We start from the raw sequence: 26,065 nt of genomic DNA on the forward strand, positions 1-26,065 counted from the left end.
CCGGGGCTCTAGCATGCGGCGCAAGCGCTTGCCGATAGCAAACGCCGCATCGCCGTCGTGAATAAATTGCAGTTACCGTTTCGCCACCAGCCCGGCGGCGACGCTACTTCACCATCGGCGTGCAGACGACCTTGTCGTCGAAGACGTAGCAGACGCTCAGCTCGCCGGTGCGGACATTGGCGCGGAAGATGCCGCCTTCGCGCTCATGGCGCGAGGGAACGAGGACATAGTCGCTCGGCGCCTGCGCACCGGCCCCCTCCCCAGCCGGGAAGCAGACGGTGACACCGACACCGCCCTCCTTGAGCTGGAACTGGCAAGCCCCGACCTCCCCGGTCGCCTTGTCGATTCGATAGACGCGGTTGAGATCGGTCTGCGGCGCAGGCGCGAACTCATAGGGCGCGGCAAGCGCCGCGCCGAAAGCCGGCAAGACGAACAGGCCGGCGCCCAGCGCCCGGGCCCAGGGACGGCCAATGGAGCTTCTGGAACAGCTCGACAGTTTCGGCACCGCTACGCCCCCTTCGACGATTCGTCCGCACCCTACCATGCTGCCGAACCCGTATCACCGCGATTGCAGCGAGGCCACGACGAGATGACGTCGCTGTTGCGCCAGCGCCCTTGCCAACCCGCATCCTCCGGCCTTTATGCGCAGGGCAACGTCACAGGATGGATCATGTCGCTCCCCCCGATCGTCGTCTTCGATCTCGACGGCACCCTCGCCGAGACCGCTCCCGACATCATGCGCACGCTGAACGTCATCCTCGAGCAGGAAGGGCTGGCCGCCCTGCCTGTCGAGCGGGCGCGGGAACTGGTCGGCGCCGGCGCAAGGGCGCTGATCGAGCGTGGCTTCAAGGTCAGCGGCCGGCCGCTCGACCCCGAGACGCTGGAGCAGCTGTTCGAAGGCTTCCTCGGCATCTACGCAGACGGCGTCGCCGGCAACAGCTTCATCCATGAGGGGGTCGTCGCGGCGCTGGACGAGCTCGCGGCCGATGGCTTCGTCTTCGCGGTCTGCACCAACAAGCCGATCCTGCACACCCGCCTCTTCCTCGATCATTTCGGGCTAAGCGAGCGTTTTGCCGCGATAGCCGGGCGCGACAGCTTCCCTTTCTTCAAGCCCGACCCGCGCCATCTCACGCAGACGATCGCCCAGGCCGGCGCCGATCCGGCCCGCGCGGTGATGGTTGGCGATTCGCGCACCGACGTTGACACGGCGCGCGCCGCCGGCATCCCTGTGATCTGCGTGCCATTCGGCTACACCGACGTGCCGGTCGAGGCACTCGCGCCCGACCTGGTGATCCAGCACTTCAGTGAACTGCCGCAGGCAGTGCGGCAACTTACCGACCGCAAGCCGGCCCTCGCTACTCATTCTTGACGGCGGCGGCACACCCCACTAGGAACAGCGCGGTCCGGGCGGCTAGCTCAGCGGTAGAGCACTCCCTTCACACGGGAGGGGTCACAGGTTCGATCCCTGTGCCGCCCACCATTTCCCCACGTTCGAATAGCCCATAGGCGCCATCGCCCTGAGCAAAGGTTGCGCGAGCGATCGAGCTCGCCCGCTCGCCGGAGATATCGGCGAGCCGGAGGATGGTGGCCCCAGTTTGCTGCATCCGCGCCATACTCTCGCGCGTAGATGACAAATGCCTATGCCTAAAAGCCGGAAGCGGCCGGCTCCTGAGATGCCGCTATCGACCGAAATCCCAATCGATCTCGACATCCAACGCAGGCTGAGACGCGATCTCAAACTGACGAGCGAGGAGATCCTGGAAATCGACATCGAGCTCGCGATCGAAGCTGGCCTGCTAAAGAGACCCAAGCCTCGCTGATACGAGGAAGCCCGACCTCGACAGGCGGGCGCCGGCCGTGCCTTTCCGGTTACCGCCGCGCGAGCCGCCCCCTGGCTCCCTGACGAATGGCCATGAAACCGGCTGCACATCTCGTGCAATGTAGCCACCGAATCCTGCGGCAGGCGCAGGCGCGACACGGTGACGGTGGCGCGCACAGTTCTGCGTCGCTTTCAGGTGAATGGGTGACCTAACAACATGATCGGATATCAGCAGCGTGTCCTGCGCGCCCTCGGCGTGCTTGCGATCCTATGGTCGTTCGCAATCCCGTCCCCCGGCCGGGCGGAGGCGCCGATCACGGTGAAGGGCGGCGAGACCATCACGATCGCCGGTGTCCGCAGCATCCTCATCCGCGCTCCGCATCCCAAAGGCAGCGTGATCCTGCTGACCGGCGGCGATGGCCGTCTCGAGGTCGGCAGCGGCGCGCGCCTCGGCAAGGCCGGCGACAACGTCCTGATCCGCAACCGGGATGCCTTCGTCGCGCAGGGCTACAATGTGCTGCTTGCCGAGCTCGGGACGAACCTTCCTGCTGCGGTCGACCATATGGCCGCGATCAAGCGTCCGGTCATCGTGGTCGCCACCAGCATGGGCACGCACCGTGCAGCCCAGGGCCTCGTGGCGGGCGCCATGCCGGACAGGCTCGTCCTGACCTCGGGCCTCCTGAGCAAGGCGTCGGGCTCGGACGACACCGTCCAGACGATACTGGGGACGCCGAACAGGCTGCCGCGCACGCTCGTCCTGCACCACCGAGAGGATCGCTGCCGCTTGACGCTGCCAGCCGGCGTCGCCCCGTTCCAGGCCTGGGCGGGCGGGCGTGTCCAGGTCGAATGGATGAGCGGCGGGCAGACCGACGAGGCCAATCCCTGTCGCTTCAGCGCACATCATGGTTTCGCCGGGCAGGACGACGAGCTCGTCGCCCGCATCGTCAGGTTCATGGTGCGCTGACAGGTCTCGATACTGGCGCGAGCTCTTTTCGCTCGATCGAACGAAACGCGTGCTGCCGCCGCGGGGCCGCGCAATGTTGGAGCAAGCCGACGCGCCGATCCCTCCACGGGAATCACCGTGGAGATCGGATCATGCGATTCGGCACTGGGCAATCTGCGGCGGTCGCCGGCCGCGCCCTGTACGCCTATCTCGCCTTCGTGCAGCGGACGACGCGCTTCAAGCCGGCGCTCCCCGGCATCAGGCCGTGGGAGCGCAGCCGCGAGCCCTTCATCGCCCTGACCTGGCACGGCCAGCAGATGCTGAGCCTGGCGGCGCTCGACGGCGCGGCGGAAGTCGCGATCCTGACCTCGCTGCATTTCGACGGGGCAGTGGTCGCCACGGTGGTGGAGCGCGCGGGCTTCCGCGCCATTCGCGGCTCAGGCGCCCAGAGCCCCCGCAAGATCAAGACCAAGCGCGCCATTCCCGCCTTCTCCGAGATGCGCGAGGCGCTCCGCGAAGGCACCAGCCTCGTGCTCACGGCGGACGTACCGAAGCTCGCGCGCGTCGCCGGCAAGGGGGCCGTCCAGCTCGCGCGGGCCACCGGGCGGCCGATCTACCTCTTCGCGGCGGTGACCAGCGCCCGGGTCGATCTCGACAACTGGGACAGGGCCAGCATCGCGCTGCCCTTCGGCCGCGGCTGCGTGCTCTGGTCGGAGCCGCTCTATGTCCGCCGCGCCGCCGATGAGCGCGAGATGGGCCTGATCGCGCTGGACATCTCGACCCAGCTCGACGAGCTCCATGCCACGGCGCATCGCCTGCTCGACCGGCGCCGCTAGGGCTACGATCCTGCCTATCGGGACTTCAACGACCGGGCGCAGCGCATTCGGCCGGCGTGGCGCAGATCAGGCCAGGCGGGCGCAACTGCTCCTGCGGGCCCGCCGGCTCGATGACGATGCGGCTGAGATCCCCGGAGAAGCGCAAGCCGAGGCCGGACGAGATCAGCACGATCCGCGCCCGGGACGAAGCGAGGATGGTGGCGTTGGCGCCGGCAAGGAAATGCGCGCTGCCGCCGAGGCTGGCATAGGTGCCGAAGACGTCCTCGCGCCGGTCCAGACCGTAGACCAGCATGATCACCCGTCCGTAATCGGCGCCGAGCCCGATGCCGACCGACAGGGCCGACCAGGTCACCGGCGTCGGGATCCCGTCGGAAAAGCGCAACTCGCCGCTGCCATGGCGCCCGCCGAGCACGAAGGAGCCGCTGAGCTCGCCGCCGATGATGTAGGCGTTCGGCTCGCCGAAGAGCGCGAGCGAGCGCTCGATCGGGATACTGACCGTCTTGGACGCCGCGTCGAACACGCTTTCGACCAGCCTGGTGATGTCCTGCCGCGAGGTCGTCGGCAGCTGGCCGGCCCGGACCTCGCCCTTCGTCACCGCCCCCTGCCCGAGCGCGAGGCCGGGCACGAAGGCCAGCAGCACGGCAAGCACGAGACGCGGGCCAGACCAACGCGACATGACGCTCAGCGCATGCATCAGGCCGGCAGCTCCGGAAGAGAGTTGAACGGCAATGGCGATACGGTCCATGCAGAGACAGGAAGGGGCGAGCCCCCGGTCCCGCAAGCCATACCCGCATCGAGGTTCCGTGACGACTCGCAACGCTGCCGCAATCCCGCCCCGAATGCGACCGGCGAGTCGCCTGCGGCTGGCAGAGCGCGAGGCGCGGCATGGCGGAAAGGCCTTGCCATGACCTCCCTGTCGCGCGCCCTCACCATTCGCCTGTCTCTGCTCGGCATCGTCCTGTTCACCGCCTTCATCGGCGCCGTCATCGCGTTTGCCCTGATCACCGAGGATCCCGGCGTCCTGCGCAACGACGTCACCTCCCAAATGATCCAGCAAAGCGCGCGTGCCCCCTCCGGCAGCGCCGTGCAGGTCGAAAAGACTGCGGGATTGTCCCGGATCGAGCGCGCCAGCCCCTCGCTCTGGTATCTCGTCTCCGATGGACGTTCCCTCGTCGAGTATGCGCCAGAGTTGCGGCCGACCCTGCCGATCGACATCCGGCTCGACGGGCCGACCATCGCCGCGCAGATGCGGATCGGCGGCGAGAACGCACTCGCCTTCGACGTCATCGAGAAGGACGGCAGCAGGATCATCGTCGCCACCCGCGGCGGCCAGCCGGGCTGGGATCTGATCCTCGGCTACTATCTGCGGGCGATCGCAGGCTCGGCGCTGGCGATCTCGGTGGTCTTCGGCCTCCTGATCGCCGGCGCGATCGCGATGTCGGTGTCCTATATCGGCGCGCGGCTGCGCAGCGCCGCCGAGGCCGCGGCACGGATCGACCCGAAGGCGCCGCGCGGCCTGCTGCCGACCGAGCAGACCCCGGTCGAGCTGATGCCGCTGACCACGGCGCTCAATGCCGCGCTCGACAAGATCGCCGGCAATATGGAGGTGCAGCGGCGCTTCATGAACAATGTCGCGCATGAACTGCGCACGCCGCTGACCGTGATGCGCGGCCGGATCGACGCGCTGCCGAACGACCAGATGCGGCTTGCGCTCACCACCGACGTCAGCCGGCTGACCACCATCGTCTCGTCGATGCTGCAGCTCGCCCGGCTGCACAGCACCGAATTGCCGTTCGAGGCGATGCAGCTCAACGGCATCGCCCGCGCTGTGCTGGCCGATCTCGCACCGCTGATCCTGAGCAACGGCGCCGATGTCGCACTGGAAGAGGAAGGGGAACGGCGCTCGCTGATCGAGGCCAACGAAGCGACTGTGCGGGCGGCGATCGCCAATCTCGTCGACAACGCGTTGCGGCATGCACGGGCGAAATCGACGATCGTGGTCAGGGTGATCGACGGCGCGGTGCTTGAGGTCGCGGATGACGGGATCGGCATCGAGCCGTCCGATCGCCCGCAGGTGACCGAGCCGTTCAACCGGATGTCGCCGAACTCGACCGGCGCCGGCCTCGGCCTGACCATCGTGCGCGACATCATGGCCGCCCATGGCGGCACGCTGACCATCCTCGGGCGGCCGGGCGGCGGCACTCTGGTGCGTCTCGTCTTCCCGCCGCGGGAGGATGATTGAGGGCTGCGCTACAGCGCCAGCTCCGACACGCGCAGCATGTAGCCGATGCCACGCAGCGAGGTGATCTCGACCCTGGCGCCGGCCTCCTTGAGCTTGCGCCGCAGCCGCGAAATCTGCGCCTCCAGGGTGTTGGATTCGATCAGGTCGTCGAAGCCGTAGACCGCCTCTATCAGGACGTCGCGGGTGACGACACGGCCGATACGCTGGACCAGCGCCTCCAGGATCAGCGCCTCACGCCGGCGCAGATCGAGCATCTCCGAGCCGACGCTGGCGCTGCGTCCTTCGAGGTCGAGCGAGAGATTGCCGGCGGTGATCACCAGCGAGCGCTTGGGATTGCGCCGGCGCAGGATGACGCGCAGGCGCGCCAGCAGCTCCTCCGGCTCGAAGGGCTTGACGAGATAGTCGTCCGCACCGGTGTTCAAGCCTTCGATCACGTCGGCTTTTGCGTCCCGGGCGGTCAGGACGAGGAAGGCGGGTCGCGGCTCGGCGGAATTCAGTGCCTTGACGATCAAGAGGCCGTCGCCGTCAGGCAGGCGCCGGTCGACGATCACGATATCGAACGGGGTCGAGCGCAAGGCGGCAAGCGCCGCATCGATCGTCGTCGTGCGATCGGCGATCAGTCCGGCATTGGTGAGGAGCGAGGACAGGAAGGCCATCAGTTGTGGCTCGTCCTCGACGATCAGGGCGCGCATGAAAAAAGCTGATCAGGGTGCACGGATGGAACGTGATGCCGGAATAGGGGCGAAATATCCAGACGCATCACGCTCCATCCATGCCAGGGCGCAGCCGTTGGAGCCGGATCCGTTCAGGTTGCAGCAACTCGAACGGATCGAAACGGGCTCCAGGGCCGCAGGGTGGACCGGACCGGTTTCCCGGCCGGGATTTCGACGTCAGAAGCGGTGGTTGAGGCCCGCCTTGACGAGATGCTCGTTGACGCCGACGCGTGCGCGGCCGCTGGCGAACTGGAAGTTCTGCTTGCCGAGCGAGATGTAGTTGTATTCGAGCTTGGCGGAGAGATTGTCGGTGATGCCGTATTCGGCGCCGGCGCCGACGACATAGCCGACCTTGCTCTTCTCCTTCGAGACCAGCCCGTCGCTGGCCTTCAGGCTGCCATAGGCGACACCGCCGAGGCCGTAGACCAGCACGCGGTCGAAGGCGATACCGGCGCGGGCCTTGAGGGTGCTGACATAGCGCATGTCGGCGCTGGTGCCGCCGGTGCGCTTGGCGCCCTTGCCGAGACCGTTCATCGAGATGTCAGCCTCGACACCGGTGACGAAGCCGCCCATCTGAAGATTGTAGCCGAGCTGGCCGCCGAGCAGGATCTCGTTGCGGCTCTTCTTGCCGGCCCCCTGGAAGCGATCGAAGGCGCCGCCGGTATGGGCGCCGACATAGATGCCGTTCCAGCTATAGGGCCGCGGCGCCGAATAGGCCGGCCATTCCTGCCCCCGCACGGGACGATCGGCCGCCACGGCCGGGATCGCGAGCAGAGCCGACAGGCCGAGGCCGGCCAACGGGACGAAACGATTCATCAAAGACTCCTTGCGGCGACCTTGAGCCGCCGCCGACGCATCAGGCTTGCGACCCCATGTCCGCGCATCGGACCGGGTCAGCACGGCGCAGATTGCGTGCGAAGATTACGGCAACGTTGCCCGCCTGGCCGTGGAGGCACGGCCGCGTTCGCTCGGAGGGGCCTCAGCCGGAACGGAGTGGCCGGGCAGCGAGCGCTCAGTTTCTCGTGGCTCGGTCCGGGCGCGGCTGCGCATCGTTCGCCCATTCAGCCAGCGGGGCGGTCGCCATGAACTGCTCGATCGCGAGCAGGGCGATGTCGCCGGAATGGCCGGAGCGGCGCAGCCCGAGAATCAGGCGCGCCAGCCATTCGCGATGCGGATTCTCGAAGGGTCCATAGATCGGGCCGACATGCCGCCAGGCCTCGTGAAAGGCTGTTCCCAGGGCAGCGAGCTCTTCAGGCCCGGCATTGAATTGGCAGGCAGGCATGGCGAACCTCCCGTCATTTTGCAGAGCGGACCAGAGCCGGCCCGGCTTTGCAATCGGAAGTTGCCCCTCGACCTGAAGACTAGGCGAACGACCGGTTAACGGCAATCGGACAAGCCATCACAGGCTGCTCACGATCTCGCGCGGATGACGGGCGGCAAAGGCGCGGGCCGACTCGCGGAAAGCCACCCAAGCGGGCAACGGCACGGTGCCGACGTCGTTGCACGCAGGAAGTCGCGGGCGAGTGCACTCGTCGATCGCTGCATCGGGGTCTATGCGCGCCGAGCGACAGAGTGCGCGCGCGATCCGGATGATGCGTTGTTCCTCGTGATCTTCGGGAATCATTGGTCGGCAGGCCTCGATATCGTCGCCCTCATAACGCGACCCTGGCGATGAGGTTCCGCACGCCCGCACACCGTGCCCGATCCAATTCCGGCCGCATTTCGCCCGATGGAACTTTTTCTCGGCGCCGCGCTTTTGTCCGAAAATCGTCCAAATCAACGCAACTGCCAAAGTAGACGCCTACGCCTGTTGCAGCCCCGCAACGGGCGCCTTCAAAGCTTAAGAGGTCGCGTCGATGTGAACGTCGATCGATTGAACGGCAGCCGCCGCTCTGCCAGAGATTTGGGGAATTGTTGACGTTTTTCCGTCACCTTTCCGCATGCTCGCCACCCTGCCCATCATCCTGCAATCCCCTTCCGAGGCCGCAATGCTCCGCTCCTTCCGTTTGGCCCTGATCGCCGGCACGGCCGTCGCGGCCACGGCGACCGCCGCCGTCGCCGAAATCGACCCGCTCACCCGCCAGCCGCTCGTCACCTATGTCGACCCTGCCAAGGCGCAGGCGACCGCGATCCCGCGCGAGGTCGTCTCCTTCGGCGGCACCTACCGCCCCGGCACGATCGTGATCAACACGAGCGAGCGCCGCCTCTATTTCGTCCTGCCCGACGGCAAGGCCGTCCGCTACGGTGTCGGCGTCGGCCGCCCGGGCTTCGACTGGGCCGGCTCGCAGACCATCACCCGCAAGGCCGAGTGGCCCGGCTGGACCCCGCCGGCGCAGATGCTGAAGCGCCGTCCCGACCTGCCGCGCTTCATGCCCGGCGGCCCGGAGAACCCGCTCGGCGCCCGCGCCATGTATCTCGGCTCGACCCTCTACCGCATCCACGGCTCGAACGAGCCGGAGACGATCGGCCAGGCGGTCTCCTCGGGCTGCATCCGCATGCTGAACGAGGACGTGATCGACCTCTACGAGCGCGCCAAGGTCGGCACCCGCGTCGTCGTCGCCCGCTGAGCGGCACCACGCGTCCAGGATTGCGAAAGGCCGGCTTCGTGCCGGCCTTTTTCTTTTTGCATCCGATCAGGCCGGGGCCGTCACAAAGATCCGGACTGCCACCACCGCGGCGAGCAGGAGAACCAAGGACTGCTACAAGTCCTTGGCGATCTTGCCCGCCCTTCTCCATGAGGCAGGCAGGCTCACCGCCGCGGCATCTCGGGAAATTCGAGCTTGGTCACGTCATAGCCCAGCGCTCGGGCGCGCCCGACAAGCCGTGCCCGCTGCGCCTCGCTGATCTGCGGGTCGCGGGAGAAGATATAGAGGTCGCGGAACTCGGGATCGGCCGAGATGAACCAGCTGTAGTCGTTCGCGCGATCGAGCACCCAATAGTCGCGCGTGACCGGAATGAATCCGTAGAGGCGATAGTCGACCCTGAGCTTGGCGTTCGTGCCTGGATCGAGAATACGGCCCGGCCCTCCGATCGTCTTGGGCTCGCCCTCGGGCGTACCCATCCGACAGGAGTCGAGGACGTCGATGCCGCCACCGGCGTCGCGCTTGTATTCCGTCGCACCGGCCACGCAGCCATCGGTGATCGCCATCGGACGACGGGCGATCTCGTGCCACAGACCGCTGTAGAAGCGGCCGACGTCGATCTTTTTCAACGGTTCCGGCGCCTTGTTCGCCGGCCCGCCCATCGCCATGCAACCGGACAGACAAACCGCCAGAACCAAGCCGGCGACGATGACCCTGGCGTTCATAACATCCTCCCTGGTGCGCGTGAGGCGCATTCAGGAGCATCTACGTCCGGGACACGGGTTCGGTTCGCTCGGTTGAGGCGGCGCGCCCTAAACTCTTTTGCCCCGCTCCCGCGACAGGCCCTTCGCCGCCAGATCGTCGAGATACGCCTGGAATTTCGCCTCGCCGTCGCGACCGAGCTCGCGCAGATAGTCCCAGCCATAAATGCCGGTGTCGTGCATGTCGTCGAAGGTCAGCCGAACGGCGTAGTGGCCGACCGGCTCCACCTTCAGGATCTCGACCTCGCGCTTACCCGCCACGGTCTGCTTCTGCGTCGGGCCATGGCCCTGCACCTCGGCCGAGGGGCTCTCCACCCGCAGCAGTTCGGCCGGGAGCGCATGGCTTTCGCCACTCTCGAAGGTGATGTGGAGCGTGCGGCGGTCCTTCGAGAGACGGATCTCGCTCGGCCAGTCTGACATCTTCGTGTTTCTCCGAGCATGTTCCGCAAAAGGGGGAGCCCCTTTTGCGATCAGAACATGCTCAACTTTTTGATTTGGCGCGAATTCTTTTCGTTCGGCCAACCCGGCCGAACGGAAAGCGCGCCGACAGCTTGCGACCATCAGCCGGCTTGACCGCGGGCTTGCCGCCGCCGATGTTCGCTTCCTATATCAGAGCAACGGCAGGCGCACTGCGCCGCAAGACCGCGACCGTCCAAGGATTTCAGCCGCCGTGCTGCAGGACCCCATCAAGCCCTTGATGCGTGCGCCGCTGACCGACCCGTTCGGCCGCGACATCTCCTATCTGCGCATCTCGGTGACGGATCGCTGCGATTTCCGCTGCGTCTACTGCATGTCCGAGGACATGGCTTTCCTGCCGAAGCGCGATCTGCTGACGCTGGAGGAGATCGACCGCGTCGCCAGCGCCTTCGTCTCGCGCGGCACGCGCAAACTGCGCATCACCGGCGGCGAGCCGCTGGTGCGGCGCGACATCATGAACCTGTTCCGCTCGCTCTCGCGCCATCTCGCCTCGGGCGCGCTCGACGAGCTCACTGTGACCACCAATGGCTCGCAGCTCGCCCGCTATGCGCAGGAGCTGGCCGATTGCGGCGTGCGCCGCATCAACGTCTCGATGGACACGCTCGATCCCGAGAAGTTCCGCAGGATCACGCGCTGGGGCGACCTGTCGAAGGTGCTCGCCGGCATCGAGGCGGCGCGTGCCGCCGGCCTGCGCGTCAAGATCAATGCGGTGGCGCTGAAGGGCGTCAACGAGGACGAGATCGAGGGGCTGATGCAGTGGGCCCATGGCCTCGGCATGGACCTGACGCTCATCGAGGTGATGCCGCTCGGTGAGATCGAGCCGGCGAGGCTCGACCAGTTCCTGCCGCTCTCGATGGTGCGGGCCAAGCTGATGGACCGCTACACGCTCGACGACGATCCGTACCGGACCGGCGGCCCGGCGCGCTATGTCCGGGTGCGCGAGACCGGCGGTCTCGTCGGCTTCATCACACCGATGACCCATAATTTCTGCGAGAGCTGCAACCGCGTGCGGCTGACCTGCACCGGCACGCTCTACATGTGCCTCGGCCAGGAAGACGCGGCCGATCTGCGCGCCCCTATCCGCGCCTCCAGCGATGACGCTTTGCTCTACAGAGCGATGGAAGAGGCGATCTCGCGCAAGCCTAAGGGCCACGACTTCGTCATCGACCGGCGCCGTCCGCGCGCCGCGGTTGGCCGGCATATGAGCGTGACCGGAGGCTGAGAGTGAGGCAGGCCCGGCTCAGCGGGCCCGCAATGCCCGCACGATGGTCGCTGCCCGCCTGAGAGTGGTCACGGCAGCGCCTACCGCGATCAGCCAGAGCGCGACGGTCAGCACCTCGTTCTGGCCTCGCCAGAACGGCTCCAGCAGAGAGATCAGCGCCGCCGCTGTGATCATCGCCATGCGGTGCTGCTTGGCCATCGGGCCGGAGAAATCGGCCGGCAGCCCGCAATTGCGGCCGAGCTCGCGGGTATAGGCCGTCAGCACGGCCAAGGCTGCGGCCGCCCAGCCCAGGGCCGGGGCACCGATCCCGTAGCCGACGCCGGCGAGGATCAGGATATCGGCGATCCGGTCGGGGAATTCGTTCCAGAACGGCCCGTCGGCAGACTGCTTGCCGCCTTCTATCGCGACCATGCCGTCGAAGAGATTGCAGAGCAGCCTGAGCTGGCAGAACAGGGCCGCGGCTAGCAGCAGCGCGATGCGCGGCCCGGAAGGTGCCCCGCCCGCTAGCCAGAAGGCGGCGCCGGCGCAGGCCGCCATCGCCATGCTCGCCATCGAGATCTGGTTCGGCGTGATGCCGCTGTCGCTCAGCCGGCGCGCAATCGCCCGGGCCCAGCCGGTGTCGCGGCTCGAGAGCGGCCGCCGGTCGTCACTCTGCGCCATGGTCCGTCGCCTTCCTGCTCCGCCACAGGGAAAGATTGTAGAGTGCCGCATAGCTGGTCGCGACGGTCAGCGGGACTGCGATCGTCCTGGCGATCTCGGGCGTGCCGCCGATCGTATGGATGAGCGTCAGCAGGCTCGCGGAGACGAGCCCCGCGATGACGGGCGGCGCCAGCAGCGCGGCCAGGCCAGTGAAGCGGCTGGCGAGATATTCGATGCCCCGTTTCAGCAGCAGGGTGATGATCGCCGAGAGCGTCCCCTGGATCAGCCCGGCGAGGAGCGGCGCCGGCATCGGATGGGCGCGGTTGGCGAAGGCGGCCCAGCTGCCCATGGCGAGGAAGGCGAAGCCGACATGGACGATGCTGCTCCGCATCAGACGGGCGAGCGGCGAGTTCACGTCGCCGACCAGCCATAGCGGACGAGGTGGAAGAAGATCGGTGCGGAGAACACCACCGAATCGAGCCGGTCGAGGAAGCCGCCATGGCCGGCGATCAGATGACCCCAGTCCTTGATGCCACGATCGCGCTTGATCGCCGACATCACGAGCCCGCCGAAGAAGCCCATCAGCACGATGACCAGCGCCAGAAACGCTGCCTGCAGCGGCGTGAACGGGGTCATCCAGGACAGGGCCGCCCCGACCACCGTCGCGCTGAGCGCGCCACCGACGAAGCCCTCGACCGTCTTCGACGGCGACAACCTGGGCGCGATCTTGGTGCGGCCGAGCAGCTTGCCCCAGACATACTGGAGCACATCGCTCATCTGCACGACGATGACGAGGAAGGCGATCAACAGGACGTTGCGGCCCTGATATCCGGGTATGTCGAGGCTGAGCAGCGCCGGCACATGCGAGATGCAGAAGACGCAGATCATCAGCGCCCATTGCACCTCGGCAATACGCACGAGGAAATGCTCGGTGTCGCCGCGCAGCGAGGCGATGATCGGCATCAACAGGAAAGCGTAGACCGGGATGAAGATCGAGTAGAGGCCGTACCAGTCGATCCAGATCAGATAATACTGCACCGGCAGCACGACGAAGAAGCCGGCCGCCAGCGCCCAATGATCGGCACGGCGCGTGTCGGTCAGTGTGATGAATTCGCGTAGCGCCGCAAACGAGCAGAAACCGAAGAGCAGCGTCACGCCGGCCTTACCGCCGATCAGCGCCAGGCCCATCAGCACGATCATGATCCACCAGGCGCGGATGCGATCGTTCAGGTTCTCGACCACGGCATTCGAGCCGTCCGGCGACAGCCGGCGCTGCAGCAGGTAGCCGATCGCGGAGGCCACGATCAGGACGCCGAGCAGACCGGCCAGCACGGCAACGAGATCGGGATGCGGCATCGTCATGGCGCGCTGGCCTTCGGTGACAAGGCGAGCAGCGCTTTCTCAGCCCTCGCCAGGAAATCCTGCTTGGTCTCGGCCTCGGCAAGAGTTAGCGCCGCGCCGAAGGTGACCGTGCAGACCAGCGGCACCGGCACGAACTCGCCCTTCGGCATGACGCGGTTGAGATTGTCGATCCAGACCGGCACGAGCGCCACGTTCGGGCGCGCCTGCGCCAGATGGAACAGCCCGCTCTTGAACGGCAGCAGCGGCGCATCGGTGGTGTTGCGCGTGCCTTCCGGGAAGACGATGAGAGAGGAGCCAGCATCGAGCGCGTCGCTCATCTGGACGATCGGGTCTGCCGTTCGCGTCGCTGGATCGCGGTCGATCAGGACGGCGTTGAAGACATCGCGGCCGATGAAGCGCCGCAGGCCGCTCTTCAGCCAGTAGTCGCTGCCGGCGACCGGCCGGGTCGAAAAGCGCATGCGGCGTGGCAACACCGTCCAGATCAGGACGAAGTCGCCATGGCTGGCATGGTTGGCGAAGTAGATGCGCTGCTCATCGGTCGGCGCGACACCGTCCCAGCGCCCGCGCACCGCCGTGATGAAGCGGGCGAAGAACAGGATGAGCGCGCCACCTAGGCCAGCTCCGATGTCGCGCATTCCCCACCCGTTTGCCAGCCTGACGATGACGTAGCGTTCATCGCGAACGCTGTCGACATTGCAGGGGTCTGGGGCACATTCGAAAGCCGCCGCTGCCAGGCCCGCCGCCGCTGCTCGCGCCCGACGCAACCCTCCCCCTGCTTTCGTCGCCTCTTGCCGGCGGCGTCTTGTGTACTAGTATACCGGCAAGGCCGCAGCAAAGCAGGCCGGCACAGGGAGGTAGCAATGACCCATCCGACACGGCGCGGCGTGATCGCCGGCGCTTCCAGCCTCGCGGCGCTCTCCGCCGGCGGAGCCTTCGCCCAGAGCGCGCCTGCAAACCCGGTGATGCTCAACATCATCGACGTCGCCGGCAATCTGCAGCTTACCCAAGCTTCGATCGAGAAGTTCGCCAGGGACAATCCGAAGCTGATCTCGCGCCTGAATTTCTCGCGGGCGCCCTCGCCGGAGCTGCCGGCCAAGCTCAAGGCGCAGCAGGACGCCAACCGCGTCGACATCGACATGGTGCTGACCGGGCCGGGCGCGATGTCGGACGGCATCCAGCAGGGCCTGTGGGTCGACGTCTGGAAGTCGCATACGGCGAGCCTGCCCAAGGCCGAGGACATCTATCACGAGCAGGCGCTGATGATGCAGCGCAATTTCGGCCAGAACGAAGGCGTTGCCGTCGTTTATTCGCCGTCCGGCCCGCTGTTCGAATACATGGCCGACAAGGTCAAGACGGTGCCGAAGACGGCCGAGGAGTTCCTCGCCTATGTGAAGGCGAACCCCAACCGCTTCACTTATGCCCGCCCGCTCAACTCCGGCCCCGGCTGGACCTTCCTGCAGGGCATGCCCTACATCCTCGGCGACAGCGATCCGACCGACCCGATGAACGGCTGGGCCAAGACCTGGGCCTATCTCAAGGAGCTCGGCACGGCGATCGACTATTATCCGACCGGCACCGCCGCGACGATGAAGGAGCTCGGCGACGGGACGCGCGACTGCATTGTCTCGACGCTGGGCTGGGACATCAATCCGCGCGCGCTCGGCATCGTGCCGAAAGAGGCGAAGGTCTTCACCATCGCCAACACGCACTGGATCCCCGACACCCAGTTCATGTGCATCCCGAAGGGCGTGGCGGCGGAGAAGATCCCGGTTATCCTGGCGCTGATGTCGCATCTGCTGAAGCCGGAGTCGCAGGCTGCGACCTATGACAAGGGCTATTTCTATCCCGGCCCGGCGATCAAGGGCGTGACCCTGGCGATGGCGCCGAAGGAGAGCCAGGACGTGCTGAAGGAGTTCGGCCGGCCCGAATATGACGGGCTGATCTCAAGCCTGCCGACCCGCCCGCCACTGACACCCGCGCGCCTGGTCGCCGCCTTCCGGCGCTGGGACCAGGAGATCGGCGTCGGCCACGCGCCCAAATAGGATACGCGAGTAAGATGCGCTTTGCTGCCATCGGCCTCGACCACCGCCATATCTACCATATGGTCGGCGGCCTTCTGGAAGCCGGCGCGGACTGCGCCGGCTTCGATCCTGCGACCAGCGATCCGCGCGTGCTCGCCGGCTTCCACGAGCGCTTTCCGCAACTGCGGGAGGCGCAGGCCGAGGCATTGCTCGACGACGCTACGATCGACCTCATCGTCTGCGCCGGCATCCCGTCGGAACGAGCCGGCCTCGCCGTCAGGGCGATGCAGGCCGGCAAGGACGTGATGGTCGACAAGCCGGGCGTGACGACCTTCGAGCAACTCGCCGAGGTCGAGCGCGTCGTCGCGGAAACGGGGCGGATCTTCTCGGTCTGCTTCTCGGAGCGCTTCATCGTCCCGGCCACCATCGTCGCCGGCAAGCTGATCGCGGATGGCGCGATCGGGCGCGTGGTGCAGACGGTCGGCCTCGGCCCGCACCGGCTGAACCGGTCGATCCGGCCGGACTGGTTCTTCGACAAGCGGTGCTTCGGCGGCATCCTCACCGACATCGCCTCGCACCAGATCGACCAGTTCCTGCATTTCACCGGCTCGCCCGATGCCGAGATCGCGGCCTCCGGCACCGGCCATTTCGGCCTGGCCGACCTGCCCGATTTCGAGGATTTCGGCGAGATTCTGCTGCGCAGCGACCGGGCGAACGGCTTTATCCGCGTCGACTGGTTCACCGCTGACGGCCTGCCGACCTGGGGCGACGGGCGGCTCACCATCCTCGGCACCGAAGGGACGATCGAGCTGCGCAAATATGTCGACATCGCCGGCCGGCCCGGGACCGACCATGTCTTCCTGGTCGACAAGGCCGGCACCCGCCATATCGACGCGTCGCGCGAACCATTGACCTATTTCCGCAACCTGATCGCCGACATCGCGGACCGCAGCGAGACCGCGGCGACACAGCGGCACATGTTCACGGTCTGCCGGCTCGCCCTGCATGCGCAGGACCGGGCGGTGCGCCTGCCCGTCAGAGGAACCGAGGCAAAGTGACACGCAAGCTCGGCATCGCCGTCATCGGGCTGGGCCCGGCCGCCCTGCCCCATTCGCGCAGCCTGATCGATCTGGCCGATAGGGTCGATGTCCGGCATGTCGTCAGCCGCTCGCAGGAACGGCTCGACGCTTATCGCGCCCAGTTCCCCTTCCCCGGCACCACCGACATCGACGCGGCCCTGGCTGACGAGGCCGTCGAGGCGGTGATCGTGCTGACGCCGCCGGCGAGCCACCGGGACGTCGGGGCACGCTGCCTGGCGGCCGGCAAGCATGTGCTGGTCGAGAAACCGCTGGAACTCACCGTCGCACGGGGCGAGGAGCTAGTCGCCGCGGCGCGCCGAGCCGGCAAGGCCTTCGGCGTCGTGCTGCAGCACCGCTTCCGGCCGGCGAGCCTGCGGCTCAAGGCGGCGCTGGACGGCGGCGAGCTCGGCACGGTGGAGGCCGGCCTGCTGCAGGTGCCGTGGTGGCGCCCGCAAAGCTACTACGACGAGCCCGGCCGCGGCACTGTGGCCCGCGATGGCGGCGGCGTGCTGCTGACGCAGGCGATCCACTCCTTCGACCTGTTCCGCTCGCTGGTCGGGGTGTCCAAGGTCGTCGCCGCGCAGGTGCGTACCACCTCGCTGCACCGGATGGAGACCGAGGACTATGTCGGAGCGCTCTTGGAGACCGGCAGCGGCGCACCGGCGACGCTGGTGACCACCACTGCCGCCCATCCCGGCCATCCCGAGCGCATCGAGATCATCGGCAGCAAGGGCCATGCAGCGCTGGTCGGCGGGCGTTTGCAGCTCTCCTTCCTCGACGGCCGCTCGGAGGTGGTCGAAGCCGAGGGCAATACCGGCAGCGGCGCCAACATCATGGACTTCCCGCACGACGCCCATCGCGCCGTGATCGCCGACTTCCTCGACGCGATCGAGGCTGGGCGCGATCCTGTCGTGACCGGAGAGGAAGCCCTGACCTCGCAGCGCTGGATCGACGCGATCCTGGCGGCCGGGCGGGCTGATCACGCCATCCGATAGGCCATGCGCACGCCGCCCCAATGGCGGCCGGCGACGCGCACCGGCGCGTCCACCTCGCGCATCAGCTGGATGCCGGCACCGCCCATGTCGCGCTGGTAGGACTGGATGATGAAGGGCCGTGCTGAGCGCGCCGCGGTGATGCCGGCGCGATCGTCGAAGATGCGGCGGTCGCGGCTGTAGGCCGGATCCCAATCCGGGTCGCCGGGCCGCTGCGGCCGCGAATATTCGGGATGATGCACCGGGATATAGCCGTTGCGGTCGATCGGCAGGGTGAACACGAGGCGCGGATCGCTCGCCTTGGCCTGCTCCATCAACGGCGGCAGGATCGCCTGCAGCACTGGCAGCGCCCGGTTGACGAACTGGCGCGGATTGGAGTCCGGAACGGGCAGATAGTCGGTATCGAACAAATCCTCCTCGCTGAGGCGGCTGGTGCGCAGCGCCGATTCGAGCAGAGCGGCGACGCGATGCGCGAATTCCTGCGCCTGCTCGATCAGCGGGCGATAGCCTTCCTCGATCTCGGCGAGGCGTCGATGCAGCGCCGCGTGAGCAGCCTCGTCACCACGCTCGAAGGCGACGTGGAGGCCGAGATCGCTGCGTGCCATCACCCGGCAGGGCAAGGGCGGCACGTTCTCGATCGCGATCGTGCCGCGCATCCGCGGCCTCAGTTCGGAATCGGCAACCGACAGCAGGGCGCCGCCGAAGCCAAGATCGATCGTCTGCCCGGCGACGATGCGCCCGCCGAATTCGAGCCTGACCGGACACTCGGCCGGGAAACGGTCGTGCTGGCGCCGGTCGGCGAAGACGGTGTGACGCAGCGTCGGTACGAAGCGCTCCAGCAACCCCTCCGCCTGGCGCGCGCCTTCGGCAAGCGCCCGCCTGGCATCGATGTTCTCCTGCGCGGCCGCGAGGGCAACGCGGTCGACCTCGCCGACGCGGTCGCGCACCGTCTCGATGAAGCGGGCGGTCGCCTCGGCGCTGCGCGACAATTCCGCCGCCGCCGCCGCCTGCTCGTGCGAGGCCTCGCCGACGGTCGCCATGACCGGATTGACCTCGCCGACGAGACGGAAGGCGTCGGTGACCACTGCGGCCGAGCCCTGCGCCGTCTGGTTCAGCCGATCGACCTGGTTGCGGATATGGTCGACCGCTTCGCGCACGCCGAGCGAGAGCGACTTCACCTCCTGCGCGACGACGCCGAAGCCCTTGCCGGCCTCGCCGGCGCGGGCCGCCTCGATGGTGGCGTTGAGGGCGAGCAGATTGGTCTGGCGGGCGATCTCGGCGATGGCATCGACGATCGAGCGAATCTCGCCGGTCGCAGCCGCGAGCCCGTTGATCATCGCCGTCGCCTCCGCGGCACGTTCGGCGGCGTTGTCGAGCATGTCGCGGGCGCCGGACATCGCCGCTCCGACGCGCTCGGCCGCCTCCGACACCTGCAGCGTCGCCGTCGCCAATGCCGCGGAGTTGTCGCTCGCCTGCAGAGCCGCCTCGCGGAGTTCCGCCATGCCGCCGCGGATCTCGCGGGAACGGATCTCCGAACGCTCGGAACAGTTCTCAGCCTGGTCGAGCCCATCATTCAGACGACGCATCGCCGCGACGACGTCGCTCTCAAGCTCGTTGATCGCCTCGCTGATCGAGGTTTCGGCGGGAACGGGAGGCTGCTGCGGTGTCTCGGCCGCGGCCTGCAACGCAGCCGGCGCGGCAGCGGGGCCGGCACGGCCCAACAGGCGCCAGACGGAACGAGCAAGCATAGGCATTCCCGAGGGCGAGACAGGAAGCCCGAGCATCCGGCAACAGGGTTAACAAACCCCTGCGACAACCGGCGCGTGGCGCGCTTGCCCGACACTTTCCAGCTGCAACCGCCCTGCCCCCGGCGCAGATGCGCTCATCTGCCGGGCAGGATGGACCGCCATCGCCCGCCCGCCTAGATTGCGGGCAGTTTTCAACCGGCGACACAGCCGGGCTCTCCAGGGATGTTCGATGAGTTCATCGCATTACGACGTGATCGTCGCCGGCGTCGGTGCGATGGGCTCTGCCGCCTGCTGGCACCTGGCCAAGCGCGGGCTCAGGGTGCTCGGCCTCGAGCGCTTCGATCTCGGCCATGCCATGGGCTCTTCGCACGGGCTGACGCGGATCATCCGCCTCGCCTATTTCGAGGGCTCGCATTATGTGCCGATCGTCAAGCGCGCCCATCAGCTCTGGCAGGAGACCGGCGACGCCGCCGGGCTGAAGCTGCTGCACGTCACCGGTTCGCTCGATCTTGCACCCGAAGGCCTCGGCCCGGTCGAATCCTCGCTGCAATCCTGCCTCGACCATGATCTCGAGCACGACATGCTCGGCCGCGACGAGATCATGCGCCGCTTCCCCGCCTTCCATGTGCCGGATGGTTATCTCGGCCTCTGGCAGCCGGGCGGCGGCTTCGTCGCCTCGGAAAAGGCGATCTACGCCCATGTCGGGCTGGCGCAGTCGAAAGGCGCGGATATCCGCACCGGCGAGCCGATGCTCGACTGGCAGCCGACCGCCGATGGCGGCGTCACCGTCCGCACCGAGCGTACGACCTATTCGGCCGGGCGGCTGGTGATCACCTCCGGCGGTTGGATCACGGACGCGGTGCCCCAGCTCGCGCGCTCGATGACGACGGTGCGCCAGGCGATCGGCTGGTTCACCACGCGCCGCCCGGAGCTGTTCCGCGAAGGCGCATTTCCCGTGTTCATCCTCAGCGCCGAGGAAGGCACCTTCTACGGCTTCCCGCTCTACGAACATCCCGGCTTCAAGCTCGGCGGCCCGCATTTCGCGCGCGAACCGATGGATCCGCGCGAGCCGGACCGGACGCCGAGCCCCAACCAGGTCAGGCTGATCCGCGAATGCCTGGCGCGCTACCTGCCCGACGCCAATGGCGACCCGCTGACGGTGAAGGGCTGCGTCTACACGGTCTCGCCCGACGAGGACTTCGTCATCGACGCCGTGCCCGGCGTGCCGCAGGCGGTGTTCGCCTCGGCCTGCTCCGGCCACGGCTTCAAATTCGCCAGCGCGATCGGCGAGATCCTGGCGGATCTCGCCACCACCGGCCGCTCCGCCTTCGATCTCTCGCCCTTCTCCCTTTCCCGCTTCGACGCCTGAACCGTCGATCCGCCGCGACGCCTTGCCGTTTGGCCGAGATCGGCCGAGCGGACGATGCGCGAAGCCCGACAGGACCCGCCTTGGCCACCGCCGCCCAGAACCGCCGCGGAATCATCGCCATGCTGGCGGCGATGACGCTCTTCTGCTGCAACGACGCCCTGATGAAGCTCGCGCGCGAAGTCTTCCCGGTCGGCCAGGCGCTGGCACTGCGCACCATCTTCGCCGTCGTGGCGAGTTTGGCGCTGGTCGTATTCATGGGCGACTGGCGCAAGCTCCCGCTCGGGCTGAGGCCGCTGGTGCTGGCGCGCGCCTGCGTCGAGGCGCTGTGCGCGCTGACCTTCATCTGGGCATTGGGCTTGCTACCCCTCGCCAACATCACGGCGATCGTGATGGCCTCGCCTTTGCTCATCGTTCTGCTGGCGGTGCTGCTGCGGATCGAATCCGTCGGCTGGCGCCGGGCCCTGGCGCTGACGGTCGGCTTCATCGGCGTGCTGATCGTGATGCGTCCGAGCGCGGACGGCTTCAACGCAGCCGCGCTGGTCGCCCTTACCGGCGCCGGCTTCGTCGCCATCCGCGATCTGACGACCCGCTTCGTCGGCAGCGACGTGCCATCGACCGTCGTTTCCCTGACCGCGACGGTGACCGTCGGACTGTTGGCATCGGGCATGGGCGCCCTGGAAACCTGGCAATCACCATGGCGAATCGAGCTCGCCTATATCGCAGCCGCTGCGGTCCTGGTCACAGGCGGCGGCCTCAGCGTCATCACCGCCTTCCGCAACACCGATGTCGGCGTCGTCGCGGGCTATCGCTACTCCGTCGTCCCGATCGCGGTGCTGATCGGCTGGCTCGTTTGGGGCGAGACCCCGGACGCCATCTCATACGCCGGGATCGCGCTGATCGTCGGCAGCGGCCTCTACACCCTGCACCGCCAGCGCGCCCGCCCCGATTCGCAGCTGAAACCCGAGGGCGACAAACCGCTATGACAGCGAAGCCTACCCTCACCGTCCTCGTCGCGATCTCGACGCTGCAGCCGATCGCCCTCAACATGCTGGCCCCGGCGACCCCGGCGCTCGCCCGCAACTTCGCCACCAGCTATGCGACGATCCAGCTGACGCTGACCCTGTTCCTGGTCGCGGTCGCACTGACGCAGCTGATCGTCGGGCCGCTTTCCGACCGCTACGGACGCCGGCCCTGCGTGATCGCCGGCACAGCCGTGTTCGCAGTTGGCTCCGTGCTCGGAGCCCTGGCGGACAGCGCGGGCACCCTTCTGTTCGCGCGCGTGCTCGAAGGCGCCGGCTCCGGCACGACGTTCGCCCTGGCACGCGCCATCATCCGCGACACGGCGGGCCGCGACCAGGCGGCTAGGCAGATCGCGACCGTGACCATGGTCATGGTCGTGGCGCCGATGATCACGCCCTATCTCGGCGGCCATATCGAGACCAATTTCGGCTGGCGCATGATCTTCTGGTCGATGGCCGCGGCGGCCGCGATCGTGCTGGTCCTGGTCGGGATACGCCTGCCGGAGACGGCACCGAATGTCGGGGTGCGAACCTCGCTGACGGGCATCTTCCGGGCCTTTCCCGAGCTGGCGCGCGACCGCAGCTTCATCAGGAACGTCGTCGCGCTGGCGATGACCTCGGCCGCCTTCTTCGCCTTCATCGCCGCGGCGCCCTTCATCGTAGTCGAGACGATGGGGCGCGGCTCCGACACTTACGGCGCCTATTTCATCATCAACGCCTTCGGCTACATGGTGGGCAATTTCGCGATGTCCCGATTGGTGCTCCGGCACGGCACGGCGACGATGGCCTGGATCGGCCTGATCATCTCCTTCGTGGCGATCACCGTCGCCTTCGCGATCGCGCTGACGCCATGGTGGACGCCGCTGACGCTGTTCCTGCCGCTCGCCATCAGCGCCATCGGCAACGGATTGACCTTGCCGGGAGCGACCGCCGCGGCGCTTTCGGCGCGGCCCGAGCTCGCCGGATCGGCGGCGGGGCTCGCCGGCGCGATCCAGCTCGGCTCGGGCGCGCTCGCGACCGTGGCGATCAGCTCGCTGGTGGCGCATTGGCCGCCGGCCCTGATGGCGATGATGTGGCTGATGCTCGTCGTCGCTTTGCTTGCGTTGCGCAAGGAACCGCGTAGGCGAAAGGACTGATCCACAGCGCCTTGCGCGGCGCAATGTTGTGCGGCATGTAGCAATCGTATAACCGCCCTTCACAATCTGCATGATGCAGCCGGAATCCACGAGGTCAGGGAGGACTGAGGTGGACGCACCCCTCGCTTTGAGTCGCGCGATCGACACTCTCAACCGCAAGATCGGTCAATGGGTCGCATGGCTGATCCTGCTCGCGGTCATCGTCTCGACCGTGAATGCGATCATCCGCAAGCTGTTCAACGTTTCGTCGAATTCCTGGCTCGAGCTTCAATGGGTGCTGTTCGGCGCGGTGTTCCTGCTCTGCGCCGCCTGGACGCTGCAGGTGAAGGAGCACATCCGCATCGACATCGTGAACAACCTGCTGCCCAAGCGCGTGCAGCAATGGATCGACCTGATCGGCCATCTCCTGTTCCTGCTGCCGTTCTGTGCGCTGATGATCTACCACTCCGGCCCGTTCTTCATGCGCTCCTACCAGGTCAACGAGCAGTCGCTGTCGGCCGGCGGCCTGCCGCAATGGCCGGCCAAGGGACTGGTCATCGTCGGCTTCGTGCTGCTGCTGCTGCAGGGCATCTCGGAAGTGATCAAGCAGATCGCGATCATGCGCGGGAAGCTCGACGACGACGAGACGCTGCGCGGCCATGCCGCTGCCGCCGAGGCCGAGGCCCAGCGCCTGCTCGAGCAGGCCAGGGCCGAAGGCCTCGCCCCGTGAGCCCAGACGCAGCTTTCCGGACCCGCTTCATGACATTCGCCCGCTCCGCCGCGCTGCTGCTCGCGCTCACCGCAGCCGCCTTCCTCAGCCTGCACACCGGCGACGCCCACGCTGCCGGCATCGGCGACTTCCTGCGCGTCAACATGGCGCCGGTGATGTTCGTCGCGCTCGTGCTCTTCCTGCTGCTCGGCTATCCCGTCGCCTTTGCGCTCGCCGCCAACGGCCTGTTCTTCGCCCTGGTCGGCATCGAGCTCGGCCTGTTCCAGGAGAACTTCCTGCAGGCGCTGCCGGAACGCATCTACGGCACGATGAACAACGACGTGCTGCTGGCGATCCCGTTCTTCACCTTCATGGGCCTGGTGCTGGAACGCTCGGGCATGGCGGAGGACCTGCTCGACACGATCGGCCAGCTCTTCGGGCCGATCCGTGGCGGCCTCGCCTACGCCGTCATCTTTGTCGGCGCGCTGCTCGCCGCCACCACCGGCGTCGTCGCGGCGTCCGTCATCTCGATGGGCCTGATCTCGCTGCCGATCATGCTACGCTACGGCTATGACCGGCGTCTCGCCTCGGGCGTGATCGCGGCGTCCGGCACGCTGGCGCAGATCATCCCGCCCTCGCTCGTGCTGATCGTGCTCGCCGACCAGCTCGGCCGCTCGGTCGGCGACATGTACGAAGGCGCCTTCATCCCGGGCCTCGTGCTCTCGGCGCTCTATGCCGGCTATGTCTTCCTGATCACGATGGTGAAGCCGGAACGGGCACCCGGCCTGCCGCCGGAAGCGCAGACGCTGCGCGATGCCGACGGCGTGACGCGGCGGCGCTCGCTGCTGGTGGTGACGATCCTCGCCTTCGCCGTCGCCATTGGCTACATGAAGTACTTCACCAAGGTCGGTGGCGGCGCGGATTTCGTCATCCTGACGATGTCGATCGCAGTCGCGGTCTCCTTCGTGATCGCGCTGGTCAACAAGTACCTTAAGCTCAACCTGCTCTCGCGCATGGCCGAGCAGGTGGTCTTCGTGATGGTGCCGCCGCTGGCGCTGATCTTCCTGGTGCTCGGCACGATCTTCATCGGCGTCGCAACGCCGACCGAAGGCGGCGCGATGGGCGCGGCCGGCGCGATCCTGCTCGCGTGGAGCAAGGGGCGCATGACCTTCAGCCTGCTTCGGCAGGCGACGGAGTCGACGGCGAAGCTCTCGGCCTTCGTGCTGTTCATCCTGGTCGGCGCGCGCGTGTTCTCGCTGACCTTCTACGGCGTCAACGGCCATGTCTGGGTCGAGCACCTGCTCGTCGGGCTGCCCGGCGGCGCGACGGGCTTCCTGATCGTCGTCAACGTGATGGTGTTCCTGCTCGCCTTCTTCCTCGACTTCTTCGAGCTCGCCTTCATCATCGTGCCGCTGCTCGGGCCTGCGGCGGACAAGCTCGGCATCGACCTGATCTGGTTCGGCGTCATCCTCGGCGTGAACATGCAGACCTCGTTCATGCACCCGCCGTTCGGCTTCGCCCTCTTCTTCCTGCGCTCGGTCGCGCCGAAGAACCCCTATCGCGACAAGGTGACGGGCAAGATGATGGAGCCGGTGACGACCGGACAGATCTACTGGGGCGCCGTGCCCTTCGTGGTGATCCAGTGCATCATGGTCGCACTCGTGGTGATCTTCCCGCAGATGGTGATGCACTACAAGAGTTCGGGCATTCAGCTCGACCAGCAGCAGATCAACAAGCAGCTCGACAGCATCAGCATACCGGGGCTCGGCGGTTCCGGCGGATTGCCGGGGCTCGATCTCAACGCTCCGCCGACGCTGAACCTCAAGTGAGGCGTTAAGGCCAGAAACGACGAAGCCCCGGACCGACGATCCGGGGCTTTCGTTTTCAGATGCGAGCGTCGACGCTCAATTCACCAGCGCTGCCAGCCATTGTTCAGGTTGTTGTCGATCCGGCCGCGGCCGCTGATGACGGTGCGAAACTCGCCGACGGAGGTCTGGCTGCGCGCTTCGCCATAGACCATCGCATCGGCGGCGGAACCGTAGCCGCGATTGCCGGAGGTCTTGCCCAATTCGACGCGGACGCCGCCGCCGAGGCGGACGCAGGCCGAGGAGCCTTCGACGCGAACGAAGCCCGGCCCGTATTCCGGGCACGGACGGGCCGCCTGGCTCGATGCAGAGGGCGCAGCCAACGGCTTGGTCTTGGCCGGACCACGACCGGGAAGCGGCTCGCCGATCGACTGGGCGGCTGCGAGCGTGGGCAGGCAGAGCGTCGCGAGAACTATTGCGATTGGCAGCTTCATGAGTGCCTCGATTTGCGTTCGGCGGCAGGATAGCGCTTCGAACAGGGCCGGGCTAGGGCGACGACCACCGAGACGAAAAGCCCCGGCCTCGCGGCCGGGGTTGGCGTGGTGCCGAGTT

At 67.3% G+C, this 26,065-nt stretch carries 28 protein-coding genes and 1 tRNA gene; 15 read left to right on the forward strand and 14 right to left on the reverse strand.

The window, feature by feature from the left end; genetic code table 11:
- Nucleotides 1-103: 103 nt before the first annotated feature.
- Nucleotides 104-505: a hypothetical protein gene (locus V7S63_RS05520; RefSeq protein ID WP_442896415.1), complete on the reverse strand. Its 402-nt coding sequence runs from the start codon at nt 503-505 to the stop codon at nt 104-106.
- A 165-nt stretch (nt 506-670) separates the two neighbouring features.
- Here V7S63_RS05520 and V7S63_RS05525 point away from each other — a divergent pair, with 165 nt between their 5' ends.
- From V7S63_RS05525 to V7S63_RS05540, 4 genes are all read left to right on the forward strand, one after another.
- Nucleotides 671-1,369: an HAD family hydrolase gene (locus tag V7S63_RS05525; protein ID WP_336529474.1), complete on the forward strand. Its 699-nt coding sequence runs from the start codon at nt 671-673 to the stop codon at nt 1,367-1,369.
- Nucleotides 1,370-1,405: 36 nt separating this feature from the next.
- Nucleotides 1,406-1,480 (forward strand) — tRNA-Val (locus tag V7S63_RS05530).
- Nucleotides 1,481-2,036: 556 nt separating this feature from the next.
- Nucleotides 2,037-2,783, forward strand: coding sequence for an alpha/beta hydrolase (locus V7S63_RS05535; RefSeq protein ID WP_336529475.1), 747 nt, complete (start codon nt 2,037-2,039; stop codon nt 2,781-2,783).
- A gap of 131 nt (nt 2,784-2,914) precedes the next feature.
- Nucleotides 2,915-3,598 (forward strand): lysophospholipid acyltransferase family protein, encoded by a 684-nt coding sequence (locus V7S63_RS05540; protein ID WP_336529476.1) that lies wholly within the window; start codon nt 2,915-2,917, stop codon nt 3,596-3,598.
- Nucleotides 3,599-3,623: 25 nt separating this feature from the next.
- Here the strand turns inward: V7S63_RS05540 and V7S63_RS05545 are convergent, their stop codons facing one another.
- Nucleotides 3,624-4,274 (reverse strand): EipA family protein, encoded by a 651-nt coding sequence (locus tag V7S63_RS05545; protein WP_336529477.1) that lies wholly within the window; start codon nt 4,272-4,274, stop codon nt 3,624-3,626.
- 228 nt (nt 4,275-4,502) lie between these two features.
- On the opposite strand from V7S63_RS05545, the gene V7S63_RS05550 reads away from it, so the two are divergent.
- A complete protein-coding gene (locus V7S63_RS05550; RefSeq protein WP_336529478.1) occupies nt 4,503-5,840 on the forward strand; it encodes a HAMP domain-containing sensor histidine kinase in 1,338 nt (445 codons plus the stop codon).
- An 8-nt stretch (nt 5,841-5,848) separates the two neighbouring features.
- Here the strand turns inward: V7S63_RS05550 and V7S63_RS05555 are convergent, their stop codons facing one another.
- The 4 genes from V7S63_RS05555 to V7S63_RS05570 all read right to left on the reverse strand — a co-directional run bounded on the left by V7S63_RS05555 (nt 5,849) and on the right by V7S63_RS05570 (nt 8,177).
- A complete protein-coding gene (locus V7S63_RS05555; protein WP_336529479.1) occupies nt 5,849-6,532 on the reverse strand; it encodes a response regulator transcription factor in 684 nt (227 codons plus the stop codon).
- 198 nt (nt 6,533-6,730) lie between these two features.
- Nucleotides 6,731-7,369, reverse strand: a complete 639-nt coding sequence (locus V7S63_RS05560) for an outer membrane protein (RefSeq protein ID WP_336529480.1) — start codon at nt 7,367-7,369, stop codon at nt 6,731-6,733.
- 196 nt (nt 7,370-7,565) lie between these two features.
- Entirely contained in the window at nt 7,566-7,835 is a 270-nt protein-coding gene (locus V7S63_RS05565) for a hypothetical protein (protein ID WP_091830786.1), read from the reverse strand.
- 117 nt (nt 7,836-7,952) lie between these two features.
- Nucleotides 7,953-8,177, reverse strand: coding sequence for a hypothetical protein (locus tag V7S63_RS05570; RefSeq protein WP_091830788.1), 225 nt, complete (start codon nt 8,175-8,177; stop codon nt 7,953-7,955).
- A gap of 364 nt (nt 8,178-8,541) precedes the next feature.
- Between V7S63_RS05570 and V7S63_RS05575 the strand changes: the two genes are divergently transcribed.
- Nucleotides 8,542-9,120, forward strand: coding sequence for a L,D-transpeptidase (locus V7S63_RS05575; RefSeq protein WP_091832287.1), 579 nt, complete (start codon nt 8,542-8,544; stop codon nt 9,118-9,120).
- Between the two features lie 182 nt (nt 9,121-9,302).
- Here the strand turns inward: V7S63_RS05575 and V7S63_RS05580 are convergent, their stop codons facing one another.
- Nucleotides 9,303-9,860: a lipocalin family protein gene (locus V7S63_RS05580; RefSeq protein WP_336529481.1), complete on the reverse strand. Its 558-nt coding sequence runs from the start codon at nt 9,858-9,860 to the stop codon at nt 9,303-9,305.
- An 87-nt stretch (nt 9,861-9,947) separates the two neighbouring features.
- Nucleotides 9,948-10,316: a gamma-butyrobetaine hydroxylase family protein gene (locus V7S63_RS05585; protein ID WP_091830792.1), complete on the reverse strand. Its 369-nt coding sequence runs from the start codon at nt 10,314-10,316 to the stop codon at nt 9,948-9,950.
- Between the two features lie 277 nt (nt 10,317-10,593).
- On the opposite strand from V7S63_RS05585, the gene moaA reads away from it, so the two are divergent.
- Complete coding sequence (gene moaA, locus V7S63_RS05590) at nt 10,594-11,595, forward strand: GTP 3',8-cyclase MoaA (protein ID WP_336529669.1); 1,002 nt, start codon at nt 10,594-10,596, stop codon at nt 11,593-11,595.
- 18 nt (nt 11,596-11,613) lie between these two features.
- Here the strand turns inward: moaA and V7S63_RS05595 are convergent, their stop codons facing one another.
- Genes V7S63_RS05595 through V7S63_RS05610 form a run of 4 tightly spaced genes read right to left on the reverse strand, consistent with a single transcriptional unit; the run spans nt 11,614 to nt 14,231 of the window.
- Complete coding sequence (locus V7S63_RS05595; RefSeq protein WP_336529482.1) at nt 11,614-12,255, reverse strand: CDP-alcohol phosphatidyltransferase family protein; 642 nt, start codon at nt 12,253-12,255, stop codon at nt 11,614-11,616.
- The gene (locus tag V7S63_RS05600; protein ID WP_442896427.1) at nt 12,242-12,625 is read right to left on the reverse strand and encodes a hypothetical protein; all 384 of its coding nucleotides are present in this window, start codon (nt 12,623-12,625) and stop codon (nt 12,242-12,244) included. The genes V7S63_RS05595 and V7S63_RS05600 overlap by 14 nt, the downstream gene beginning before the upstream one ends.
- A gap of 20 nt (nt 12,626-12,645) precedes the next feature.
- On the reverse strand, nt 12,646-13,596 hold the full coding sequence (locus V7S63_RS05605; protein ID WP_336529484.1) for a phosphatidate cytidylyltransferase: 951 nt from the start codon (nt 13,594-13,596) through the stop codon (nt 12,646-12,648).
- On the reverse strand, nt 13,593-14,231 hold the full coding sequence (locus V7S63_RS05610) for a lysophospholipid acyltransferase family protein (protein ID WP_100965270.1): 639 nt from the start codon (nt 14,229-14,231) through the stop codon (nt 13,593-13,595). The genes V7S63_RS05605 and V7S63_RS05610 overlap by 4 nt, the downstream gene beginning before the upstream one ends.
- 225 nt (nt 14,232-14,456) lie before the next feature.
- Here V7S63_RS05610 and V7S63_RS05615 point away from each other — a divergent pair, with 225 nt between their 5' ends.
- The 3 genes from V7S63_RS05615 to V7S63_RS05625 are packed head-to-tail and all read left to right on the forward strand — an operon-like array spanning nt 14,457 to nt 17,691.
- Entirely contained in the window at nt 14,457-15,638 is a 1,182-nt protein-coding gene (locus V7S63_RS05615) for an ABC transporter substrate-binding protein (protein WP_100965271.1), read from the forward strand.
- 14 nt (nt 15,639-15,652) lie between these two features.
- Complete coding sequence (locus V7S63_RS05620; RefSeq protein WP_336529485.1) at nt 15,653-16,675, forward strand: Gfo/Idh/MocA family protein; 1,023 nt, start codon at nt 15,653-15,655, stop codon at nt 16,673-16,675.
- Entirely contained in the window at nt 16,672-17,691 is a 1,020-nt protein-coding gene (locus tag V7S63_RS05625; RefSeq protein ID WP_336529486.1) for a Gfo/Idh/MocA family protein, read from the forward strand. The genes V7S63_RS05620 and V7S63_RS05625 overlap by 4 nt, the downstream gene beginning before the upstream one ends.
- Here the strand turns inward: V7S63_RS05625 and V7S63_RS05630 are convergent.
- Entirely contained in the window at nt 17,676-19,436 is a 1,761-nt protein-coding gene (locus V7S63_RS05630) for a methyl-accepting chemotaxis protein (protein WP_336529487.1), read from the reverse strand. The genes V7S63_RS05625 and V7S63_RS05630 overlap by 16 nt on opposite strands.
- A gap of 229 nt (nt 19,437-19,665) precedes the next feature.
- Here V7S63_RS05630 and solA point away from each other — a divergent pair, with 229 nt between their 5' ends.
- The 5 genes from solA (at nt 19,666) to V7S63_RS05655 (ending at nt 25,477) form a co-directional block, all read left to right on the forward strand.
- Nucleotides 19,666-20,805, forward strand: a complete 1,140-nt coding sequence (solA, locus tag V7S63_RS05635; RefSeq protein ID WP_336529488.1) for an N-methyl-L-tryptophan oxidase — start codon at nt 19,666-19,668, stop codon at nt 20,803-20,805.
- 80 nt (nt 20,806-20,885) lie between these two features.
- The gene (locus V7S63_RS05640; protein ID WP_336529489.1) at nt 20,886-21,788 is read left to right on the forward strand and encodes a DMT family transporter; all 903 of its coding nucleotides are present in this window, start codon (nt 20,886-20,888) and stop codon (nt 21,786-21,788) included.
- Nucleotides 21,785-22,960: a multidrug effflux MFS transporter gene (locus tag V7S63_RS05645; protein WP_336529490.1), complete on the forward strand. Its 1,176-nt coding sequence runs from the start codon at nt 21,785-21,787 to the stop codon at nt 22,958-22,960. The genes V7S63_RS05640 and V7S63_RS05645 overlap by 4 nt, the downstream gene beginning before the upstream one ends.
- A gap of 109 nt (nt 22,961-23,069) precedes the next feature.
- Entirely contained in the window at nt 23,070-23,669 is a 600-nt protein-coding gene (locus V7S63_RS05650; RefSeq protein ID WP_167561550.1) for a TRAP transporter small permease subunit, read from the forward strand.
- 143 nt (nt 23,670-23,812) lie between these two features.
- The gene (locus tag V7S63_RS05655) at nt 23,813-25,477 is read left to right on the forward strand and encodes a TRAP transporter large permease (RefSeq protein ID WP_100965325.1); all 1,665 of its coding nucleotides are present in this window, start codon (nt 23,813-23,815) and stop codon (nt 25,475-25,477) included.
- 80 nt (nt 25,478-25,557) lie between these two features.
- On the opposite strand, the gene V7S63_RS05660 is transcribed toward V7S63_RS05655, so the two are convergent.
- The gene (locus V7S63_RS05660; protein ID WP_336529491.1) at nt 25,558-25,947 is read right to left on the reverse strand and encodes a porin family protein; all 390 of its coding nucleotides are present in this window, start codon (nt 25,945-25,947) and stop codon (nt 25,558-25,560) included.
- Nucleotides 25,948-26,065 lie beyond the last annotated feature (118 nt).

This window comes from Allobosea sp. CCNWLY174 (assembly GCF_037120455.1).
Classification (GTDB): Bacteria; Pseudomonadota; Alphaproteobacteria; order Rhizobiales; family Beijerinckiaceae; genus Allobosea; species Allobosea lupini.

Excerpts from the sequence above, each read along its gene's own strand:
- V7S63_RS05555 (WP_336529479.1), bottom strand. The coding sequence starts at position 6,532 with ATGCGCGCCCTGATCGTCGAGGACGAGCCACAACTGATGGCCTTCCTG.
- V7S63_RS05575 (WP_091832287.1), top strand. The coding sequence starts at position 8,542 with ATGCTCCGCTCCTTCCGTTTGGCCCTGATCGCCGGCACGGCCGTCGCG.
- V7S63_RS05595 (WP_336529482.1), bottom strand. The coding sequence starts at position 12,255 with ATGGCGCAGAGTGACGACCGGCGGCCGCTCTCGAGCCGCGACACCGGC.
- V7S63_RS05540 (WP_336529476.1), top strand. The coding sequence starts at position 2,915 with ATGCGATTCGGCACTGGGCAATCTGCGGCGGTCGCCGGCCGCGCCCTG.
- V7S63_RS05560 (WP_336529480.1), bottom strand. The coding sequence starts at position 7,369 with ATGAATCGTTTCGTCCCGTTGGCCGGCCTCGGCCTGTCGGCTCTGCTC.
- V7S63_RS05545 (WP_336529477.1), bottom strand. The coding sequence starts at position 4,274 with ATGTCGCGTTGGTCTGGCCCGCGTCTCGTGCTTGCCGTGCTGCTGGCC.
- V7S63_RS05610 (WP_100965270.1), bottom strand. The coding sequence starts at position 14,231 with ATGCGCGACATCGGAGCTGGCCTAGGTGGCGCGCTCATCCTGTTCTTC.
- V7S63_RS05550 (WP_336529478.1), top strand. The coding sequence starts at position 4,503 with ATGACCTCCCTGTCGCGCGCCCTCACCATTCGCCTGTCTCTGCTCGGC.
- V7S63_RS05615 (WP_100965271.1), top strand. The coding sequence starts at position 14,457 with ATGACCCATCCGACACGGCGCGGCGTGATCGCCGGCGCTTCCAGCCTC.
- V7S63_RS05570 (WP_091830788.1), bottom strand. The coding sequence starts at position 8,177 with ATGATTCCCGAAGATCACGAGGAACAACGCATCATCCGGATCGCGCGC.
- V7S63_RS05630 (WP_336529487.1), bottom strand. The coding sequence starts at position 19,436 with ATGCTTGCTCGTTCCGTCTGGCGCCTGTTGGGCCGTGCCGGCCCCGCT.
- moaA (WP_336529669.1), top strand. The coding sequence starts at position 10,594 with ATGCGTGCGCCGCTGACCGACCCGTTCGGCCGCGACATCTCCTATCTG.
- V7S63_RS05565 (WP_091830786.1), bottom strand. The coding sequence starts at position 7,835 with ATGCCTGCCTGCCAATTCAATGCCGGGCCTGAAGAGCTCGCTGCCCTG.
- solA (WP_336529488.1), top strand. The coding sequence starts at position 19,666 with ATGAGTTCATCGCATTACGACGTGATCGTCGCCGGCGTCGGTGCGATG.
- V7S63_RS05620 (WP_336529485.1), top strand. The coding sequence starts at position 15,653 with ATGCGCTTTGCTGCCATCGGCCTCGACCACCGCCATATCTACCATATG.
- V7S63_RS05580 (WP_336529481.1), bottom strand. The coding sequence starts at position 9,860 with ATGAACGCCAGGGTCATCGTCGCCGGCTTGGTTCTGGCGGTTTGTCTG.
- V7S63_RS05525 (WP_336529474.1), top strand. The coding sequence starts at position 671 with ATGTCGCTCCCCCCGATCGTCGTCTTCGATCTCGACGGCACCCTCGCC.
- V7S63_RS05605 (WP_336529484.1), bottom strand. The coding sequence starts at position 13,596 with ATGACGATGCCGCATCCCGATCTCGTTGCCGTGCTGGCCGGTCTGCTC.
- V7S63_RS05600 (WP_442896427.1), bottom strand. The coding sequence starts at position 12,625 with ATGCGGAGCAGCATCGTCCATGTCGGCTTCGCCTTCCTCGCCATGGGC.
- V7S63_RS05655 (WP_100965325.1), top strand. The coding sequence starts at position 23,813 with ATGGCGCCGGTGATGTTCGTCGCGCTCGTGCTCTTCCTGCTGCTCGGC.
- V7S63_RS05660 (WP_336529491.1), bottom strand. The coding sequence starts at position 25,947 with ATGAAGCTGCCAATCGCAATAGTTCTCGCGACGCTCTGCCTGCCCACG.
- V7S63_RS05645 (WP_336529490.1), top strand. The coding sequence starts at position 21,785 with ATGACAGCGAAGCCTACCCTCACCGTCCTCGTCGCGATCTCGACGCTG.
- V7S63_RS05535 (WP_336529475.1), top strand. The coding sequence starts at position 2,037 with ATGATCGGATATCAGCAGCGTGTCCTGCGCGCCCTCGGCGTGCTTGCG.
- V7S63_RS05585 (WP_091830792.1), bottom strand. The coding sequence starts at position 10,316 with ATGTCAGACTGGCCGAGCGAGATCCGTCTCTCGAAGGACCGCCGCACG.